The 18,755-nt window shown below is 57.3% G+C and carries 17 protein-coding genes; 4 read left to right on the top strand and 13 right to left on the bottom strand.

Annotated elements, in window-relative coordinates; genetic code table 11:
* Nucleotides 1–12 precede the first annotated feature (12 nt).
* On the bottom strand, nt 13–1,389 hold the full coding sequence (locus ASD60_RS13105; RefSeq protein ID WP_056854413.1) for an MFS family transporter: 1,377 nt from the start codon (nt 1,387–1,389) through the stop codon (nt 13–15).
* Nucleotides 1,390–1,893: 504 nt separating this feature from the next.
* Here ASD60_RS13105 and ASD60_RS13100 point away from each other — a divergent pair.
* The 3 genes from ASD60_RS13100 to ASD60_RS29160 all read left to right on the top strand — a co-directional run bounded on the left by ASD60_RS13100 (nt 1,894) and on the right by ASD60_RS29160 (nt 4,528).
* Nucleotides 1,894–2,817: a LysR family transcriptional regulator gene (locus ASD60_RS13100; RefSeq protein WP_056854412.1), complete on the top strand. Its 924-nt coding sequence runs from the start codon at nt 1,894–1,896 to the stop codon at nt 2,815–2,817.
* Between the two features lie 145 nt (nt 2,818–2,962).
* Complete coding sequence (locus tag ASD60_RS13095) at nt 2,963–4,072, top strand: MFS transporter (RefSeq protein WP_056854411.1); 1,110 nt, start codon at nt 2,963–2,965, stop codon at nt 4,070–4,072.
* 297 nt (nt 4,073–4,369) lie between these two features.
* A complete protein-coding gene (locus ASD60_RS29160) occupies nt 4,370–4,528 on the top strand; it encodes a hypothetical protein (protein WP_177336576.1) in 159 nt (52 codons plus the stop codon).
* Between the two features lie 225 nt (nt 4,529–4,753).
* Here the strand turns inward: ASD60_RS29160 and ASD60_RS28845 are convergent, their stop codons facing one another.
* Nucleotides 4,754–5,032: a hypothetical protein gene (locus ASD60_RS28845; RefSeq protein WP_156386265.1), complete on the bottom strand. Its 279-nt coding sequence runs from the start codon at nt 5,030–5,032 to the stop codon at nt 4,754–4,756.
* A gap of 84 nt (nt 5,033–5,116) precedes the next feature.
* Here ASD60_RS28845 and ASD60_RS13085 point away from each other — a divergent pair, with 84 nt between their 5' ends.
* Nucleotides 5,117–5,425, top strand: a complete 309-nt coding sequence (locus tag ASD60_RS13085) for a hypothetical protein (RefSeq protein ID WP_056854409.1) — start codon at nt 5,117–5,119, stop codon at nt 5,423–5,425.
* A 68-nt stretch (nt 5,426–5,493) separates the two neighbouring features.
* Here the strand turns inward: ASD60_RS13085 and ASD60_RS13080 are convergent, their stop codons facing one another.
* From ASD60_RS13080 to ASD60_RS13030, 11 genes are all read right to left on the bottom strand, one after another.
* The gene (locus ASD60_RS13080; RefSeq protein WP_056854408.1) at nt 5,494–6,540 is read right to left on the bottom strand and encodes an acyltransferase family protein; all 1,047 of its coding nucleotides are present in this window, start codon (nt 6,538–6,540) and stop codon (nt 5,494–5,496) included.
* Between the two features lie 195 nt (nt 6,541–6,735).
* The gene (locus tag ASD60_RS13075) at nt 6,736–8,199 is read right to left on the bottom strand and encodes a family 16 glycosylhydrolase (protein ID WP_056854426.1); all 1,464 of its coding nucleotides are present in this window, start codon (nt 8,197–8,199) and stop codon (nt 6,736–6,738) included.
* Nucleotides 8,199–9,254 carry a UDP-glucose 4-epimerase GalE gene (galE, locus tag ASD60_RS13070; protein ID WP_056854407.1) on the bottom strand — a complete coding sequence of 352 codons (1,056 nt, stop codon included), beginning with the start codon at nt 9,252–9,254 and terminating at the stop codon, nt 8,199–8,201. The genes ASD60_RS13075 and galE overlap by 1 nt, the downstream gene beginning before the upstream one ends.
* Before the next feature lie 30 nt (nt 9,255–9,284).
* Entirely contained in the window at nt 9,285–10,703 is a 1,419-nt protein-coding gene (locus ASD60_RS13065; protein WP_056854406.1) for an oligosaccharide flippase family protein, read from the bottom strand.
* A gap of 13 nt (nt 10,704–10,716) precedes the next feature.
* Complete coding sequence (locus ASD60_RS13060) at nt 10,717–11,670, bottom strand: glycosyltransferase family 2 protein (RefSeq protein ID WP_056854405.1); 954 nt, start codon at nt 11,668–11,670, stop codon at nt 10,717–10,719.
* 17 nt (nt 11,671–11,687) lie between these two features.
* Entirely contained in the window at nt 11,688–13,001 is a 1,314-nt protein-coding gene (locus tag ASD60_RS13055) for an O-antigen ligase family protein (RefSeq protein WP_056854404.1), read from the bottom strand.
* Complete coding sequence (locus ASD60_RS13050; RefSeq protein ID WP_056854403.1) at nt 12,998–14,110, bottom strand: glycosyltransferase; 1,113 nt, start codon at nt 14,108–14,110, stop codon at nt 12,998–13,000. The genes ASD60_RS13055 and ASD60_RS13050 overlap by 4 nt, the downstream gene beginning before the upstream one ends.
* The gene (locus tag ASD60_RS13045) at nt 14,107–15,189 is read right to left on the bottom strand and encodes a glycosyltransferase (protein ID WP_056854402.1); all 1,083 of its coding nucleotides are present in this window, start codon (nt 15,187–15,189) and stop codon (nt 14,107–14,109) included. The genes ASD60_RS13050 and ASD60_RS13045 overlap by 4 nt, the downstream gene beginning before the upstream one ends.
* 3 nt (nt 15,190–15,192) lie before the next feature.
* The gene (locus tag ASD60_RS13040; RefSeq protein ID WP_056854401.1) at nt 15,193–15,897 is read right to left on the bottom strand and encodes a WecB/TagA/CpsF family glycosyltransferase; all 705 of its coding nucleotides are present in this window, start codon (nt 15,895–15,897) and stop codon (nt 15,193–15,195) included.
* A 13-nt stretch (nt 15,898–15,910) separates the two neighbouring features.
* Nucleotides 15,911–17,251 (bottom strand): UDP-glucose dehydrogenase family protein, encoded by a 1,341-nt coding sequence (locus ASD60_RS13035; RefSeq protein ID WP_056854400.1) that lies wholly within the window; start codon nt 17,249–17,251, stop codon nt 15,911–15,913.
* 48 nt (nt 17,252–17,299) lie between these two features.
* Nucleotides 17,300–18,691 carry an undecaprenyl-phosphate glucose phosphotransferase gene (locus tag ASD60_RS13030; protein WP_056854399.1) on the bottom strand — a complete coding sequence of 464 codons (1,392 nt, stop codon included), beginning with the start codon at nt 18,689–18,691 and terminating at the stop codon, nt 17,300–17,302.
* Nucleotides 18,692–18,755: the final 64 nt, after the last annotated feature.

Raw genomic sequence — 18,755 nt, 5'->3', positions numbered from 1 at the left:
ATCGTCAGTGCTTCAGATCCTCGCAGCCTGTGACTTTGTGCAACCCCTCAGTCCGGTGCGTTCTTCGATTTCACCCGAACCGCTGATGTAGCCATAACGGGACAGGTTAGGCATCAGTATCGCGGCGATGAAAGTGATGGCGACAATGGTCGCGACGTAGAAGAAGAAATACTCCTCGATGCCCTGCGAACGCAGCGACAAGGCGACGTATTCGGCGGTGCCGCCGAATGCTGCATTGCCTACCGCATACGGAAAGCCCACGCCTAGCGCACGCACTGCAGGTGGGAAAAGTTCAGCTTTGACGATCCCGGCAATGGGAGTGTAAAGCGATGCGATAGCGAGGCCGCCAAATACCAGCAGGAACGCCGTAAACGGACTGCTGACTGATTGCAGTGAATAGAGCAGAGGGATCACCAACAGCATGGCCAATCCGGAAAACATCAACATGTGAGCCTTGATCCCGATACGGTCGGCGAGTAGACCAAAGAGCGGCTGGCAGAACATAAAGCCAACCAGTGCCGCCGTCATGATGAAGCTCACTGTTTCCGGACTAAACCCTGCAGAGATCACCAGGAATTTCTGCATGTAGGTGGTGAAGGTGTAGAAGTACAGCGAACCGCCAATGGTGAACGCCACCACCAGTGCAACGGCACGTTTGTGTTTGAACATGCCGCGCAGAGACCCGGCATCTTTGCGGTTCATTTCTTTTTTGGTGGCGGTTTCATGCATGGCACGCCGCAGATATACCACCACGATGGAACTCAATGCACCGATAAAGAACGGAATTCTCCAACCCCATTCGCGCAACTCTTCGTTGCTGAGAGTTTGTTGAAGAATGACCACGGTCATCAGCGCCAGGAGTTGGCCCGCAATGATAGTGAAGTACTGGAAAGACCCATAAAAGCAGCGGCGACCAGGAGTTGCGATTTCGCTGATATAGGTGGCACCTGTGCCGTACTCTGCGCCTACAGACAGGCCCTGAATCAATCTGGCGACGACCAGCATGACCGGCGCCGCCACACCGATGGTTTCATAGGTCGGCATCACGGCAATCAGCAGTGAGCCGGCGCACATCATGAACACCGAAATGATCATTGAGACCTTGCGACCACGGGTGTCGGCAATCCAGCCGAAAATCCAGCCACCGAGAGGGCGCATGAAAAAACCGACAGCAAAAACGCCAGCTGTAGCGAGCAGTTGGCTCGTGGTGTCACCTTTGGGGAAAAACGAAGCTGCGAAGTAGATGGCGGTGTAGGCGTAAATGAAAAAGTCGTACCACTCCACAAGATTGCCCGAACAGGCACCCATGATTGCTCTGACACGATTCGGGCTTTTCATCTGATCGGAATTTACAGTGTGGATTGTAGATTCGCTGGTTGATGCGGACATGTTGTTCACCCTTTGTACAAGGCGAGACGATACGAGGCGCACGCTGAGGCGTGTCCGACGTTGTTAGCTCGATGGGTTGATGTGCTTAACGCAGATGCTGTGACCCTTTGACGACCAAGGCACATGAGGAGGGGGGATGTATATGAGAGCTCAGCTGTTCGCTGAGTGTGTAAGACGGGTCGGTCAAGTAACGAGAAAGGTAGTAAATCATGGCGCAAGCCCTCGAATCTTATTCTTGTATTCAGTCGATCGCTCTTGGCGTCGACGTTGAATGCACGCTACCGCAGAGTGACGAGGGTAATAAGCCGTCAGCCAGGCCTAACTGATATACCGAAATTTTATAGCTTGCCTTGCAACCCGTGCGGGCTGGGGGGTACAGCTGGCTCGAAAGTCGCGAGGCCCATGCGGCGCGGGTCCTGTGGCATTCCAAGGAACGCTAATGCGTTTACACTCATACTACTTTCGACGCATTTCGCGCCGAGCCCGACTTTGACTGGCCTGGTAATGGATGTCGTTCAACTCAAGACCCTAATTCATGTGGCCGAGCTTGGCAGTCTCAGCAAGGCCTCCGACCGGCTTCACATCGCACAACCGGCACTCAGCCGACAAATTCGAATGCTGGAAAAAGAACTCGGCACCTACCTGTTCGATCGACATGGACGAGGCATGGAGATTACCGATGCTGGTCGCGAGGTGCTAGCGCATGCCACTCGAATCATGGAAGAAATGGAGTCCATTCGAAGTTCTGTGGTGGGCGGAAAGACCTCTTTCCGGGGAACGGTCGTCATTGGTACGACGCCGACGGTAGCGGAAATCGTCACCGTTCCTCTAGTGCGCAAAATCAAAGAGGCGCATCCGAATCTTGCCGTCAGGTTTTCCTCGGCCTTCAGCGGCTATCTGCTGGATTGGGTTCAGCGTGGCGAATTGGAACTGGCGATTTCTTACGATCCCCAACCCTTGCATACGCTGCGTATCGTGCCGGTGATGATGGAAAATCTGCTGCTGGTCGGCCCCGCCAGCGCCAACCTGCGTCTTGATACACCGGTGTCGTTCGAGTCTTTGGCAGAGCAGCCATTGGTGTTGCCAAGCGCTCGACATAGCCTTCGCGAGATTCTGGATGATTGTGCGCGTGAAGTGGGGATCAAGCTCAAGACCAGTGTCGAAGCGGATTCCTTTGGCGCGATGATTGCCTTGGTCTGCAATGGGTTCGGTTTGACCGCGTTGCCTTTGGCATCGATTTACGCCCAAATCGAAGCTGGCGTGCTCAGCGCCGCCCCCTTGGTTGACCCCATTCCCATGCGCAAACTTGTTCAGGTTTTCCCTGCCGACAGGCGTGTCAGTCCCGCTGCCAAATTCGTCGGAGATGCCTTCATCGAAATTGCTGCCGACCTGGTCCATCGTAAGATTTGGGCAGGGCACATGCTTTGAGCCAACGGATTCGTTGGCTAGGTGAATCGTTCGTTTAAACGTAATTGCTCAGCTACTCACGCTATCCTTCTTTCTCACCACTGATGACATTGTCTTGAATCAACAAACGCGACTGCCTGGCGTATTCGGCATTTTTATTTTGGGGATGCTGCAGGTTCTGGTCTGGGGAGGCTCGTTCTTCCTGATGGCCGTGATGGCCGATCCGATCATGAAAGAAACCGGCTGGGCCAGCCAATGGGTGTATGGCGCACTGTCTCTGAGCATTCTGGTTTCCGCGATGCTAGCACCGTTGACCAGTCGGCTTATTGCCCGATACGGCGGCCGCCTTATTCTGGCCAGTAGCGGTCTGGGCGTCGCCATCGGATTGTTTCTGATGGCCAGTTCGACCTCGTTGCCGATGTTTTTTTTGTCTTGGGCTGTAATTGGTGTCGGTATGGCGCTGGGGTTATATGAAGCGCTATTCGCCGCTTTAGGTTCTCTCTATGGGGAGCGAGCGGGCAGTGCGATTACGGGCATCACCCTTGTGTCCGGGTTTGCTACAACACTGTCATGGCCCGCGGTTGCGCTGGTCATCGAACACGTTGGTTGGCGCACGACGTGCGAGGTTTATGGAGTGTTATTGGTCATTGTCGTGGCGCCGCTTTATCTCTGGGTGCTGGCGCGGGGCACGGGACCACTCATAAAAAGTCAGGCAGTGGGTGGCGAAAGTTTCTCAATCGATCGGCGGATCTACTTGTTGCTTACGCTGATTTTTGCTTTGGGTGCAGTGATCATGACGGCGATGTCGGTCCAGCTGATTTCATTGTTGCAGGGGCAGGGTTACTCGCTTGCAGCCGCCGTCGGACTGAGCGCATTGCTGGGGCCAAGTCAGGTAGGATCACGTGTTCTACAGGTGTTTTCGCGTAAGCGACACCCGATCTGGACGACGTTGATCTCCGTGATATTCGTGGCAATTGGTCTGCTGTTTGTGACCATCGCACCGGCAATGACTGCGCTGGGGCTGGTGATTTATGGCGCGGGTAATGGTTTGCGGGCGATCGTTCGAGGACTGCTGCCGTTGGCCCTCATGTCGCCCACCCATTATGTTTTGCTGATGGGGCGCATGGCTCGGCCATCGCTCATAGGACAAGCCTTGACCCCCCTTGCAGGCGGATACCTGTTGCAGAGCTGGGGCGCTGGCGGTGTGCTTGCGGGACTGAGTGTGCTGGCCGTATTGAACGTGCTCTTGGTATTGCTGCTCATTCGACTGGTATGAAAAGAACAGCGCTGATGGTCATCTTCCCTACGGATTCGGCTGGCATCTTCAGAGGTCAGCGACTCAAGTTCTTTGATGGTGATTTTGGCCATAAAAGTAAGTTACCCCTACTTTTCCCCCCACAAAAACGTCGGCTCTTGATGGACGTCACTGGACTCTCATAGAGCCGAATACCGCTGGATCCTGCAAAACTACCCGGTGATCTCGATGAAGAGCACGTCGTTGTTTCGTGATCATTGACGGAAGAAACGAATCTGCATATACAGTCCGCTCTTTTCAAATTTGCTGCGGTAAGTCATGAGCGAAGAAAGAGATATCCCAGAACCCGAGCACGACCACCTGCTCGATCATGAATTCCATGATGACGAGTCATGGGGTGAAGAGGACGCTCAGGCAATTGTTGGCGAAGAAGATGATGACGTTGATTTTCTTGATCAGATAGATCAGGACGACTGAGACGGATTCAATAGCCAGAAGGCCCGTCCATCCGCAAGGGCCTACATTGCATCGAATCAAACCCTGGCAGCCGCCGGGGTTTTTTATTGGCGGGAGTTTTCGCAACTTCGTGGTGACAGGAGCTGGATATAGATACTGACTACCGTTCGTCGGAACCTACGCACGATCAACCGTTTCGCAAGTCATTGAAGTAGCCCAAAAAAAAGACAGGTTTCTATGCGACCACTAATCCTCGATTTGCCGAATGGGCGTGAGCTCGCTAATGAGCTTGATCTCGCGATTTCGCAGATGATGTCCATCCCGGTCGAGCACATCGGTGGCGCTTTGTGGCTGGAAGCTTCCAGCAGGCAGCAGCAAGCTTTCCAGAAGTGGCGTGAGTATCTGCAGCTCATGGCTGATGGCCGGGTGCGTGTCGAAGCGCTTAAAGTCGCTTGAGTCCAAATGCTGAATAGATGAGCCGAACCATGCAGGCGAGGGCGGGGTCGGGTGCTTCGTTTTTGCCATTCGTCCAATGCCGGGCACTCGTCCATGGTGTGACTTTCTTACGTTTAAGCGCGGATTTACCGAGCATGAGAGCGGAGAGTCACCATGGAAATCGACGAGAATGCACCCGGCAACAAATCGCAGCAGCGCGAAACACGCACAACGGATAACGAAGCGGGCCATGATCCGAGCTGGAACCAGTATGAAGTGCCGTTACCGCCGGACGATGAATCGCCTGTGGATGAAGATATGGCGGATGTGGATGCAACTAACTCGGTATCGAGTGAGCACCCGCAATCTGGCACCAACAGCCGCGCCGATGATCCTGATGCCGACCCACAGATGAACGAATTGGGCGAAGGTGAAAAAGAGCAGCGCGGCGTGCCGGCAAGTGATCCTGAATCGGGCGCCTGAACAAGTTTGAAGCATTCCGACTGCCCGCTAATCGCGGGCTTTTTTATGTTGCTACATTGGCCAGCCAATCATCCCCAGACACGTATGAAAGATAACGAAAGGAATTTTTTAATGGACCTGGCCATGGGGATTTCTATGAGTTTGTTGATGGCGTAAGACGCACCCAGCATCAAGACGATGGTGCCCCAAAGCAATATGTGTGAGTTCACAGCCGGATAGGCAATGTTGAAGATCATGAATCCGATCATTTGATGCAGCAGGTAAAGCGGGTAGGTCAGCGCGCCCAATGCGGTCCAGTTGTATGTCGCTATGGCTCCCGTTTTGTTGGTTGAGATCAAGATAAACGTGATGAAGAACAGACCGATGACGCTGCATACGATCAGCGGGTTGTATTCGGTTGCGTATTTTGATTCGAGCAATTCGGCCCAGACAATTGCCGTGTAGTTGGCTAATGCCAGCGCACCCGCCAGCAGGAAAACCCGTGTTTTCGTGATGCCCTTGGCCCATATGATGTAGAAGGTTGCGCCTGCTATGAAATAGGCAGCGTAATCAGTAATCAGTATCGAGCGCAGCTTTTCAAAAGCGAGAAGTTCGGCAGTGGCGGATATCAGCAGCCAGAACACGAGGTAGGTCTCTACTTTTTCTATTTTCTTGAAGGCCAACAAGATGGAAATCATTAGATAGAATTGAATTTCTACAAATAGTGACCAGTACACGCCGTCGATTTGTGGAACTCCCATCAGCTCGCTCAGGAATGCCATGTTGATGATGTATTGATAAAAATCAGCGCTATATCTGGGCTGTCCAATGGCAAGGGTGATTGCAAAGGTGATCGTGCAGCACACCCAGAAAGCCGGGCAGAGGCGGACGACGCGGGAGATAAAAAACGCTCTCAGATTATTGCTCGAAGCGGTCATCAGAATGACAAACCCACTGATCATGAAAAACAGTTCAACGCCCAAATAACCGTATTTGGCGGGCTCAGCCAATAGCGGGTAGGGCATGGTAGACATGTCTCCTTTGGCATAACCGCGAAACGCATAGTGAAAAAACACTACAGCGATGGCAGCAAGGAAACGCAGCAAATCCAGTTCGTTTAATCGTCGCTTGATCATGTATATGCGCTCCATACTTGTTAGCGCGAAATGAATACTGACCTCCCTGCCGATTGAAATTTTACCCAGGGCGTACGCTATGGCGGCAGTAGCGCCTCAGGGACTTCAATTGAAGTGGGCACGCAGTTACAACGTGCGGGAAGTGAAGCGGATCCGAAGCAACAAGACCAAGGGCACCTCGGCCTTTGTGTGACGCTATCGATTGCGTTGCCACAGGCGGAAATAGTCGACTTCGAAGGTGGAAGGCAGGTCGGCATCGTCGACTACACCAAACCATTTCCACATGGCTTCGCTGTCGAAGATCACCTCCATCGGGAAGTAAAAATGGGTGTTCTTTGATTCCCTGACCAGTACACCATCGACGTACCAACTCAGGGTGTCGGGCTGCCAGTCGAAACCGTAGACATGGAAGTCGTCCGCCAGGCGCCATGGACTGATCCAGGTGCTGCCGTCGGCCAAGTGCTCCTTGCTTTGCGGTGTAGCCCACACGTGGGCATTCATGTTGTACGAGCGGTCGAGCGCCGCGTTTTTGGTTTTGCCGCCGATTTCGAAAATGTCGATTTCGGTGGCGTTGTCCTCCATACCCGTCCACGCCAGCCAGAATGCGCTGGAACCCGCAGAATTCATGGGTTTGGCGCGTGCTTCATAGTATCCGTAGAAGCCCTTTTCAATGGTTCGGACCATGGCGGAGGTGTAGTCCTTGAAGCCGAGCTGGACGTACTTCTGCGGCAAGGTTTCCTTGCGGAAGACAATGTTCAGGTTGCCGTTGTTGACGGATGCATTGTTCGGCGTGAACAACGCCGGTTTGCGTCCCAGCGACTCGTTGCCGATGGCATTGTTGACGTGCCAGCGTTGGCGATCGAGGGTGCTGCCATTGAAGTCGTCGGACAGTTTGCTGTTGAGAATCCACTTACCGGTATTGGCCTGATCGGACAGCGGCAGATTGGCGTTGACCCGTTTCGGCAGTGGGCCCAGTGGTCCGACGCGGGTCCATGTATTGGCTGATTTCGGAATGGCAACCGACCATTTATCCGCCAGGTACTGAAATGCATGCTGGCGTTCTGCGAGGGAGGCAAACGCACGGTCGTACACCAACACTTCCGCGATGTCGCCGCGAAAGTTTTCAGAATTGCCAATGGCATTGCGCCCGACGGCATAGGGGCCAATCGGCACATCGTAAAGCTCCAGGACGGATACGGTCGGCGCATACGCCGTGGTCTGTTGCAGGCTGACGGCGAAATTCGGCAACACGTTATCGTTGTCGGTGCTTTGCGGGCGTGAGCTGAACAAGCGTTGCCAGGGATCAACCTCGGCTTGTTCGGCCAATCGGCGGGAAACGATCAATACCGTGACCGGGCCTTTGGCGCTGCGGACGGTTTTTCCCAGAAACCCCGACACGCCACTGAAACGCACCACCGAATGGCCATTGAGAGCGTTTGCCATGCGCTGTGGCTTGGAGGCGCCATCATCGACTGTGGCGTGATGGGATTTTCCGGATTTGTCGTTCCAGCGCTGGACACTGTCCTGCGCGCCCAGGGTCAGCGTGTTCGCATCGGCGCCGTCCAGCCACAGCACCAGCCCGGTGGTGGGGGGCGATTGTGCGGCGGTGCAAGCCAGCGAAACCCACAGCAGTACCAGCAGCAGACAACCCCTGAACATCATTTGACTGCAACCAGCGACGGGGTTTCGAACGAAGATTGATACCCCTGCGGATTACACGACTGCCACCGCCAGGTATCGATGATCATTTGTTCCAGGCCACGTTGCGCGCTCCATCCCAATTCACGTGCTGCCTTGCTCGGATCGGCCCACATTTGCGCGATGTCACCTTCGCGTCGCGGTGCGAAGCGATAAGGAATGCTGATGCCGGTGATGTCTTCGAAACTGTGGATGATCTGCAGCACGCTATAGCCAATGCCAGTGCCCAGGTTCCAGAAATCGATGCCGCGGGTGTGCTGCAATACCTGAAGTGCCTTGAGGTGGCCGATGGCAAGGTCGACCACGTGGATGTAGTCGCGCACGCAGGTGCCATCCACGGTCGGGTAATCGTTGCCGTACACCGTGAGTTCGGGGGTGCGGCCAATCGCGACCTGCGTCAGGCACGGCAACAGGTTATTGGGGCGGCCTCTGGGGTCTTCGCCGATCATTGCGCTTTCGTGAGCACCAATCGGATTGAAGTAGCGCAGCAGGCCGATGCTCCAGCGTGGGTCGGAGTGGCACAGATCGGTGAGCAACTCTTCGATCATGAGCTTGGTACGGCCATAGGGATTGACCGGTTTGCCGGTGCCGAAATCTTCGGCAATCGGTGTGCGTGTGGGCTCGCCATAAACCGTGGCCGAAGAGCTGAACACCAGCTGGAATACGTTGTTGCGAGCCATTGCCCGGCACAGTTCAAGCGTGCCGGCGACATTGTTGGCGTAGTAGTCCAGCGGCTTGCGCACGCTTTCTTCTACGGATTTGAGGCTGGCAAAATGCACCACGGCATCAATGTCGTAGCGGTTGAAGATGGTGTCCAGCAGGGCCGTATCACGGATGTCGCCATTGATGAAATCAACCCGGGTCAGGGTCAGTTGCTCAAGGCGCGCAATGCACTCACGGCAGCTGTTGCACAGGTTGTCGAGCACCAGCACTTTGTGTCCGGCATTGATAAGCGCCAAAGCGGTATGAGAGCCGATGTAGCCGGCGCCGCCAGTAATCAACGTAGTTTTGCGCATGGTGAGGTCTTCCTGTCTCAGTGACTGAGTTCAGCGGGTGGTGAAAACCGATTTGAATTCCTGTGGCCAGCGCGGGTGCATGACGCTATACGCCACGGCATAGCTCAGCGCACCCACCACAATGTTGCAGACCAGGTGCAGGTAGCCTTGCAAACCCAGCTGCGGTGACACGTACAAGACGGTTGCGGCCATGACGAGTGAGGCAATCACGCTGCGGTAATTGGAGTCGAAGTACCGGCGCCAGCCGTAACCGATGGCTGCGTTGAGTCCACGGATTTGCAACGGTGTGATGATCAACATCCGCGTCAGCAGCGCGAGCGCCGCGGCCATACCGCCATAAAAGGTACCGAAGCCGTACACCAGCGCCAGCGCCAGTACAGTGGTTGCCACTTCGGCTTTGATCGTGAGGTGGCTGCGGTTGACCGCCACCAGTGCGGTGGTGGCGTACATGGCGGTGTTACCGATGGCCGCCGTGCAGGCCAGCACTTGCAGCAGGGGAATGGCTTCGGCCCACTTGGCACCGAATATCAACAGGATGAGGTCGTTTGCCGTCAGCGCGAGGCCAATGAACAAGGGCGTCAACAGAAAGCCGCTGACGGCGGTTGAGTCACCCAGGATCCCGAGCAATCGCAGGGGTTCTGCGCTGCGCCGGGCGAACGCCGGCAATGCATAGCTCAACAGACCGTTATAAATCGCAGTGCGTGGCAGTTCGATGATGCGCATCGCCATGTTGAACATGCCGACCGCGTTCACGCCGGCCGTCATCCCAAGCACCACGTTGACCCCGCGCTGCAGCGTTTGTGAACTCAGTGCGTTGATGGCAACCGGTGCGCCGGCTTTCAACAGTTCGCGCAAGAAAGGACGGTCAATGTAAAAGGCAATGCGCCGCGGATCTGCGCGCATCAAAACGATGATGGACACGAACTCCATGAGCAGCGCCTGGGCAACGACCGCCCAGGCACCCAGTCCCCAGAGCGCCACAGCGATGCCGCCGACACCGCCTACCACCTTGCCCAGCAACGTGCGCGATGCCAGTGTCTTGAAGTCGCCGCTGCGGCGCATTTGCGCGACATAGACACGCGCCATCATCGTGAAAAGGATTTTCACCGAGGCCACCGCCGTCAACCATCGCAGCAGCGGGTCGGGCGTGTACAGCATCACCGCGACCGAGATGACGACGATCGACACCAGGCTGACGAGGACCGAGGCCCAGAACGCCGTGCTGATGTGTTTGTCTTCCAGCCGTTCGAGCCGTACCAGCGGGTCTTCCAGAACCGACGAATACACTAGCCCGATCAACTCGACGATGGCAATGATGACGGTGCCCACCCCCAACTCTGCGGGCGACAGCAGCCTGGCATAGGCGACAAAGGTAATCATCGACAGGAAGATCAGGCCGAATTTCTCGGTGAAGATCCAGGTCAATGTCACCAGACGATGATTAGCCATGGCGGGTACCGGTTCAATGAGCGGTGGTTGACGCCGTTGCCTTGCGCAAGGTTTTGGCGCGGGCATAGAGGTAGCGCAAGGTCGGTTTGCCGTTGTGGAAGATCAGCGCTTGCCAGGAGCACTCGAGCATTCGCCGGTACACATCGATCACTTCGGCATGCTCGTCGCGTCGGGAAAACGCATTGAGAAAGTCAGTGTGGTTACCCAGCACGAAATCGATCCGTTGCTGTTTGCTGAGCTGCGCGCCATAGCGGGCAAGGTACACCTCGATGAACCTGATCTTGTTCTGGTAGTACTTTTTCGGTTGCGCGGTCATGTTGCCGGCGTTGACCGTGCGCTCCAGCAGAATTTGCGGCACCGTGTGGATCTCCCAATGTTCGGCGATCCGCGTCCACATGTAACGGTCTTCGGAGTAACGCAGGCTGGCATCGAAGCCACCCAGTTGCATGATCACGTCGCGTTTGACCAACGCGGTGGATACGCCATTGACGACGTTGGCGTGGATGAAATCGTAGAAATGCCTGCCGCTCTTGCGCACGTTGTCCAGTTGCCGCCTGCCGTCGCTGTAATTGACCTGCGTGTAGCAGTCGATCAACCCCACCTGCCGACCCTGACGCGTGAGTTCGTCATACAGGGCCAGTTGTAACTCCAGCTTTTGCGGGCGAAATTGATCGTCGGCGTCGAGCATCGCGACAAAGGTTTCCTGAGAGTGGCGCATCCCGTGATTACGAGCACTGGCCTGGCCTTCGTTGGCCTGCTGCAACAGTGTCAGGCGAAACGGCGCGACGAAGTCTCTGACCCGCTGGGGTCCGTCATCCGTAGAACCGTCGTCGACGACGATGACGTGATCGGGCAGCCGGGTTTGCTCGGCCAGCGATGACAGCGTTTGCTCAATGCTTGCGGCGCCGTTGTACATCGGGATCACGACGCACACTGTTTGCGGTGAAGGGGAGGCTTGATTGGGCACGGGTGATTCTCCTTTTGTTACGCCTTGGCTGAATCGCGCGGGAATCCCCGACCAGTCGAATGCTGGCCCAGGGTTGTCGGTGATAATTCGGGGTATGTGACGTGGTGTTGCCGGAAGGACAGGGCCAACGTGCAGAACACCAAAAACTCGGCAGAGCGGTAATTGGGTATCACGTAGGCCACATAGTTGGTGACGATGAACAAGCCGATGATCACCAGGGCGCTGGCGCGAAACCTGGCAGCCTGGTTCGCCGTTACGGCGCGGTACTGTTTAAACAGGGCTTCGCCCAGCAGCAACGCCAGCGCAGTCAACTGAATAGCGCCGCCGTTGAGCAGGGTTTCCATGTAGCCGCTATGGGCGTTGCCGATGTAACCCCAGCGACGGATGAAACCATCGGCGTCGGGGCTGGCCCAGAAGGCGCCGAAGCCGTATCCCTTGAGCCATTGGTCATCGACAAACGGCGCGAGCAGCTCCCAGATCAACGTGCGGTCAGTGAGTGACGGGTCACGACCGGCTAACTCCAGCAGCCACGAAAGGTTGTTGTACAGAAACAGGCACACCAGCAGGAACGCCAGCGTGCAAAAGAAGAACAGCCACTGCGAGCGGTTGATGTGCAGCCGGATCAGGGTGAGGAAATACCAGTAGCTCAGCGTCCCGGAAAGGATCAGTGCCACGCCCGTTGCCGATTGGGCGAGCAGGATGGCGACCAGTGAAAAAAACGCACAGAAGAGTGCCCAGCGATTGCGTTGGCGGATCATCGGCAGCAACAACAGGATGGCGATTGCGTTGAGCCGCGCCCCGGCGTTCTTTTCGGCGAAAATCCCCTTGAATGCACCGTCACGGATGCCGCCGGACAGGAACGCGACGTCAGGCATGATCACGGCGAGTATCAAACCGATAAACGCCGCCACGCCGATGGCACAGCCCAGCATGAAATTGATTTTTTCAAGCGGGTAGTTATAGGCAATGAAACCGGCAAAGAACACCACGCTGAGCAGCGCGATACAGCGCTTGAAACTCAGCATCGGGTCGCTGGACCAACTGATCGAGGCAATGACACAGAATATGAACACCAGCAGAAAGAAGTTGCTGCGGTAAAAGGTTTTGCTCAGGAACACCTTGTTGCGGATGAAGAAATACAACGGCACCAACAGTGTGATGAGGCCGCAGATCTGGTTGGCGACGTTGCCTTCGAGGTCTTTGCTGATATCACCGAAACTGGCTGCGCCACCCAGGCTGAGAACAAACGTGATCACCTGGATGTAAAACAGCACACCGAACAGGGTGAAGGCATCGCGTAGCGTGGAATATCTGATCTCCAGGGTACTCATGGCGATGGTCTCCGCAGTAACGCGGCGAGGTAGGTTTCTACCGCGCAGCCGTTCATGAAGCGCGCAGCGGCATCGATGCGGGACTGGCGCTGTAGATCTCGCGGTGTCGAGAGTTGCAGGGTGATCGCTTGCGCCAGGGCGAGCGGGTCGTCGACCGCCACCAGTGGCGCGACGAGGCCACCGATAAGAATGTCTTGCGGGCCGTGGGGACAGCGGGTCGACACCACCGGTGTGCCGGTGGACAAGGCCTCGACCAGCGCGTTGGGACTGCCCTCGAAACGCGACGACAGCACAAAGCAGTCGGCGGCGGCCACTTCTGCCATGGGATCACTGGCATAGCCCGGCAGATCGACTCGATCCGCCACGCCCAGTGTTCGGGCCAGGTCTTGCAACGAGTCCCTGAGTGCGCCCTCACCAAAAATGATCAGGCGAGTGTTGGCGTCCGGCAACGAGGCGAACGCGTTGATCAAGGTGTCGAAGCCTTTTTGCGGCGCCAGGCGCCCTACGGCGACAATCACCGGCCCGGGCTTGTCCTGGAGCCAACGGTGGCTTGGCCGCGCCGGCCGCTTGTTGCGAAAGTCGTCGTCAAGGACCGGGTTGTCGGCAATGGTCACGTCCTGGCGGCGCGCAATGGTGGTGTTGACCAGATCCTGGGCGACACCTCGCGAGACGCAGATCACCGGGTTGGGAATCAGCCGGTACAACAACGGTGCCACCAGGTATGCCAGCCGCACCATGAAGTCGGGGTTGACGTGTTTGTCATGGGAAAACGCGTTGCGCTCGCTGACATGCAGCCGTGTCAAAGTCCCCGACAGCAATGCGGCGAGGATGGCCACCACGTTGACGTGAGTCAGGGCCGCCAGTTGCGCGTCGAAGCGATTGGCCCGCAGAAACCGCGCGAGCGCCGGCACTGCACGAGCAGTGCGTGGGCTTCGCAATTCGACTTTCTTTACTCGCGGGTCGAGGTGCGCCGCATGCAGGCCGCCACCGGTGAGCATCAGCAAGGTCACGTCATTGCCGGCGTCCACCAGTGCACTGGCCAGGCGCGCCATCATTTTTTCCGCCCCGCCAGCGCTGAGGTCGTGCAGGATAATCAGCAATTTTTTCATTGGTTCCATACCTGGTAGTACGTTTTCGCGGCGTACTGGCTGGTGTACGGTTGAATGGCGTCGGCGAGCATTTTTGCGCTTGGCGCAACGCCAGTCGGTGAAACCAGGCTGTTGAGCATTCCCTTCGCCAGGGCGGGTACGTCGTTGGCATTGACCAATTGACCCAGCCGGCCGTTGTCCAGCAGTTCCCTGGGCCCGGTTTCGCAATCACATGCCAATACAGGCGTACCCAACGCCAGTGCTTCAATCAGCACAGTCGGCATGCCTTCCTGTACCGAGCTCAGAATGAACAGCCGGGCGTGCCTGAGCAGGGGATAGGGGTTGCTCAGGAATCCGCTGAAATGCACCCGATGTGCGATGCCCAATCGGCTGGCCTGGGTGGTCAGCGCATCGAGCAGGGGACCGTCACCGGCGATCACCAGATCCGGCAGGGCTTCACTGCGCAGCGCCAGGGCATAGGCATCGAGCAACAGATCAAAGCCTTTGGGTTCCACCAGGCGACCCACGCTCAACCAATAGTCGCCGGGTAACCCGACGGGCAGCGGCGCCCGTGAGGCTCGCAACAGTTGGTCGGTAACTACGGCGTTTGGGCAATAACGGATGCGTTGCCGACCCCAGGGCATCAGATCGATGAGGGACTGGCGCAGGGCCGTGGAAACCGTGACCACCTTGCCGCTGCCGCAGAGGTACAGCGCGTAGAGCAGACGCAGGCTGGAGGGGCCGGTTTTCTGTTCAGTGCAATCGAGTGCCGCGTGGCGGCTATAGATGACTTTGCAGGGAAGGCCGAGGGTGGCGAACCAGGTGCAGAGGTTGGCTTGCTCCTTGGCCGAAATGAGGTGAGTGATGCCCTCGCGGCGAATCAGCCGGCGCAACAGCACGATGGACTTGAACAGGCCGACGATGCCGTTGCCGCCAGCGCCGTTGAGCGTTTGCGCACCCGCGCTGTCCGGCGTATCACCGTTCATGACGAAAAAACTCACGCGGTTGCCGTCCTTGAGAAACTGCTCGGACAAGCGTTGCTGGACGCGCTCGATACCGCCGCCCGCTCTGAAATCCTTGAGAATGAACAGAATATGCATCGGTCATTCCCCCACGCTGATGGCGACTTTGCGCCGAACGAGCAGGGTCAACAGGTGTAAAAAATTGCTCGGGTAGTCGATCAGGTAGCGTTTGATCGTATGGGGTTCGCGGTACATCCGGTAGAACGCGCGCAGATGCAGTTGGTCGATCATGGCGGGGTAGTAATACCGGGTGGCCATGGCTTCCTGGCGAATGAACCCGCCACAGGTAAAGGCGACACCGCGAAAGCCTGCACGCAGCGCATCCTGTTCAAACCGCTCTTGCAGCCCGGCACCCAGGCCGACGATCAGAATGTCCGCTTCGCTGCGGCAGATGTCGGACTGAATGTCCACAGCCTGGGACGCATCGAAATAGCCGTTGTGATAACCGGCGATGGTCAGTCGCGGATAGAGCGTCCTGATCTTGTCGATGAACAGATCCAGTTCAACCTGCCGGGCACCGACGAAATACACGCGCTTGCCCTGTTGCTCGGCACTGCCCAGTACCGCGTCGGCAATCGAGGTGAAGTCAAAGCTGACCCGGCCGATTGCACGGCCGGTCACCCGGGACATGAACAGCGACATCAGCATGCCGTCGCAAAAATAGGCGACGGTGCTTGGTGTCTGCTCGAAAAAACTGCTGATGGATGCAAAGTTGATGAAGGAATACGCCTGGTTGGCGTCCAGTAACCTGGGAGAAAAACGCCGGACTATCTGCAGCTTGATCATGGCGCGACTCCTGTCAGTTGACCGGCCGGGTTTGCCGGCCCACGGAGACGTAGGTAATGCCGCGCTTGCTCAAACGCTGCGGATCGAACAGGTTGCGTCCGTCGAAAATCAGCGGTTGCTTGAGCTGGCGGATCAGCAAATCGAAGTCCGGTGCCCGGAACGATTGCCACTCGGTGACGATGATCAGTGCATCGGCATTTTTCAGCGCTGCTTCCTTGGTGCCCGCCAGTGTCAGGTCATCGCGCGAGCCATAAATGCGCTGGGCCTCTTCCATGGCCTTGGGGTCGAACGCCTGGACGCTGGCGCCGGCGTGCCACAAGGCCTCCATCAACACCCGGCTGGGGGCTTCGCGCATGTCGTCGGTGTTGGGTTTGAAACTCAGGCCCCAAAGGGCGAAGGTCTTGCCGCGCAAGGCACCCTCGAAATGATCGAAAACCCTCTTGAACAGGCTGGCTTTCTGCTCATGGTTGCGAGACTCCACGGCCTTGAGCACCCGGGCGTCGATATCGACGCTGGTGGCGGCGTGTATCAGCGCCTGCACATCCTTGGGGAAACACGACCCGCCATAGCCCAGGCCCGGATAGATGAACTGATAACCGATGCGCGGATCGGACCCGATTCCGTGCCGGACCATCTCGATATCGGCGCCGAGTTTTTCGGCGAGGCAGGCCATTTCGTTCATGAAACTGATCTTGGTCGCCAGCATGCAGTTGGCCGCGTACTTGGTCAGTTCGGCGCTGCGCATGTCCATGACGATGATCTTTTCGCGGTTGCGATTGAACGGTTCGTACAGTTCGCGCATGACCGCTTCGGCGTGTGGGCTGTCGGTGCCGATGATGATGCGGTCCGGGCGCATGCAGTCCTCCACCGCGCAACCTTCCTTCAGAAACTCGGGATTGGAGACGACATCGAAGGTCAGATGGCTGCGATCGTGGTCGGCCAGCACCTGCTCGATGCGTTCGCGCACCCGGTCGCCAGTGCCGACCGGGACGGTGGATTTGTCGACGATGATGTGATGGCGGTCCATGTTCAGCGCGATGGTTTGCGCAACGTCCAGCACGTATTTGAGGTCCGCTGAACCATCTTCATCAGGCGGCGTCCCGACCGCGATCAACAGCACATCACCATGGTGCACCGCACTGGCAAGGTCAGTGCCGAATTGCAGCCGACCACTTTGGTGATTATCACGGACCAGGCTTTTCAAACCCGGCTCATAGAGCGGCAGCGTGCCGTCCTTCAGCGCGTCGACCTTGGCGCTGTCGACGTCTACGCAGAGGACGTTATGGCCGACTTCCGCCAGCGCGGCGCCTTGTACCAGGCCCACATAACCAATACCGAATACGCTCACATTCATGATCTAACCTCGGGGCGTCGTGACGCAGGTTCACGATGGGGCAGGGCGTCAGTAGATGTTTTTGGAGAACAGCGTGAAGGGGGTTTTGATGAGGATCTTGATGTCCAGCCACAGCGACCATTGGTTGATGTAGTTGAGGTCCTGGGCGACGCGCAGCTGCATCTTTTCCACGGTTTCGGTTTCGCCCCGATGCCCGGTGATCTGGGCCAGCCCGGTAATGCCAGGCTTGAGGCGATGACGGGCCATGTAGGCGCGCACTTTGCCGGTGTAGTAAATGTTGTGGGTCACGGCGTGCGGGCGCGGCCCGACCAAGGCCATCTGACCGAACAGCACGTTGAACAGCTGGGGCAATTCGTCGATGGAGCTGCGACGCAGGAAGCGTCCGAGCGGGGTGACGCGATCATCGTCCCGGGTGGCCTGGCGCACGTCGCTGTCGTCGTGGAGGCGCATCGAGCGAAACTTCCAGACTTTGATCACTTCGCCGTTGCAGCCGTGGCGATTTTGCTTGAACAGCACGGGCCCGGGGGAGGTCAGCTTGACGGCAATCGCCACCCCCAACAGCAACGGGCCAAGGACAATAATGGCCATGGCCGCCAGGCTGCGCTCGAACAGATCCTTGCAAAACAGGCTGGCGGGATGCGAGCTGATCAGGCTCTCGTTGAGATAGATGGCCGGCATTCGCTCTATTTCGGAGATCGAATGGTTGAGCAGCACCATGCTGCCGAAGTCCGGGATCCACACCACATCGACGTTCATGTCCAGCAGATCGATGTACAGCGCTTCGATGGTGGCTGCGTGCGCCATTGTCAGGACGATGTAGACGCGACGCACGTCCAGGCGCGTGATGATTTCGCGGATCGAGTCGACATGTCCCAGCAACGGCAAAATGCTCGGTGCCGGGCCACTGTCATCGGCGGCGGAGATGAAGCCCAGGACCAGCGCGCGGTTCGGTCGCGAGAGTTTTTTCGCCAGTTCGTGAGCGGTCGGGCAGGTGCCGATGATCACCGAGCGACGCTCCCTGCAGATCATCCGCGAATGCAGCCGGGCGAAGGAGTGCAGCGGCAGAAAACTCGCGGCCTGGACCACAAAGCCCAGCACTGCCCAGACCATGATGACCTGGCGAGAGTACGTCGCACTGGTCTGGGTGATGAAGGCAATGCTCGCCAGCACTGCCAGCAGGATCAGCCAGCCGGCCAGTAGACGGCCGAGCCCGACCACCAGGCCATGACGCTTGTGATAAACCTGCATCATGCTGTAGATCGGCACTGAACCGAGCACAGTCAGGATCATCAGGATACGGTAAGGGCTGGTGAGGCTGCCGACGCGCCAGTACACGAGCAGCATTAACAGCGCGACCACCAGCGTCATTGCGCAAAACCACTGGCCCCAGAACGTCAGGCCTCGGCGGTGTGCCATTTGAGCGGTATAGAGCGGAGTCATGGGCTTGACCTCAAGGCAAAATGAATGCGTCAGCGCTTTAGGAGCGGACACGGCGTGGCTCCCG

This window comes from Pseudomonas sp. Root562 (genome assembly GCF_001427125.1).
Lineage (GTDB): Bacteria > Pseudomonadota > Gammaproteobacteria > Pseudomonadales > Pseudomonadaceae > Aquipseudomonas.
The sequence above is the reverse complement of the archived record's forward strand: the minus strand, read 5'-3'. Positions and strand labels throughout refer to the sequence as shown.

Bases quoted from the DNA above. Each gene is read 5' to 3' on its own strand.
- ASD60_RS13035 (WP_056854400.1), bottom strand. From the start codon at position 17,251: ATGAATGTGAGCGTATTCGGTATTGGTTATGTGGGCCTGGTACAAGGC.
- ASD60_RS13075 (WP_056854426.1), bottom strand. From the start codon at position 8,199: ATGTTCAGGGGTTGTCTGCTGCTGGTACTGCTGTGGGTTTCGCTGGCT.
- ASD60_RS13040 (WP_056854401.1), bottom strand. From the start codon at position 15,897: ATGATCAAGCTGCAGATAGTCCGGCGTTTTTCTCCCAGGTTACTGGAC.
- ASD60_RS13045 (WP_056854402.1), bottom strand. From the start codon at position 15,189: ATGCATATTCTGTTCATTCTCAAGGATTTCAGAGCGGGCGGCGGTATC.
- ASD60_RS13085 (WP_056854409.1), top strand. From the start codon at position 5,117: ATGGAAATCGACGAGAATGCACCCGGCAACAAATCGCAGCAGCGCGAA.
- ASD60_RS13050 (WP_056854403.1), bottom strand. From the start codon at position 14,110: ATGAAAAAATTGCTGATTATCCTGCACGACCTCAGCGCTGGCGGGGCG.
- ASD60_RS13065 (WP_056854406.1), bottom strand. From the start codon at position 10,703: ATGGCTAATCATCGTCTGGTGACATTGACCTGGATCTTCACCGAGAAA.
- ASD60_RS13055 (WP_056854404.1), bottom strand. From the start codon at position 13,001: ATGAGTACCCTGGAGATCAGATATTCCACGCTACGCGATGCCTTCACC.
- ASD60_RS13105 (WP_056854413.1), bottom strand. From the start codon at position 1,389: ATGTCCGCATCAACCAGCGAATCTACAATCCACACTGTAAATTCCGAT.
- ASD60_RS13100 (WP_056854412.1), top strand. From the start codon at position 1,894: ATGGATGTCGTTCAACTCAAGACCCTAATTCATGTGGCCGAGCTTGGC.
- ASD60_RS13095 (WP_056854411.1), top strand. From the start codon at position 2,963: ATGCTGCAGGTTCTGGTCTGGGGAGGCTCGTTCTTCCTGATGGCCGTG.
- ASD60_RS13030 (WP_056854399.1), bottom strand. From the start codon at position 18,691: ATGACTCCGCTCTATACCGCTCAAATGGCACACCGCCGAGGCCTGACG.
- ASD60_RS29160 (WP_177336576.1), top strand. From the start codon at position 4,370: ATGAGCGAAGAAAGAGATATCCCAGAACCCGAGCACGACCACCTGCTC.
- ASD60_RS28845 (WP_156386265.1), bottom strand. From the start codon at position 5,032: ATGGCAAAAACGAAGCACCCGACCCCGCCCTCGCCTGCATGGTTCGGC.
- galE (WP_056854407.1), bottom strand. From the start codon at position 9,254: ATGCGCAAAACTACGTTGATTACTGGCGGCGCCGGCTACATCGGCTCT.
- ASD60_RS13080 (WP_056854408.1), bottom strand. From the start codon at position 6,540: ATGATCAAGCGACGATTAAACGAACTGGATTTGCTGCGTTTCCTTGCT.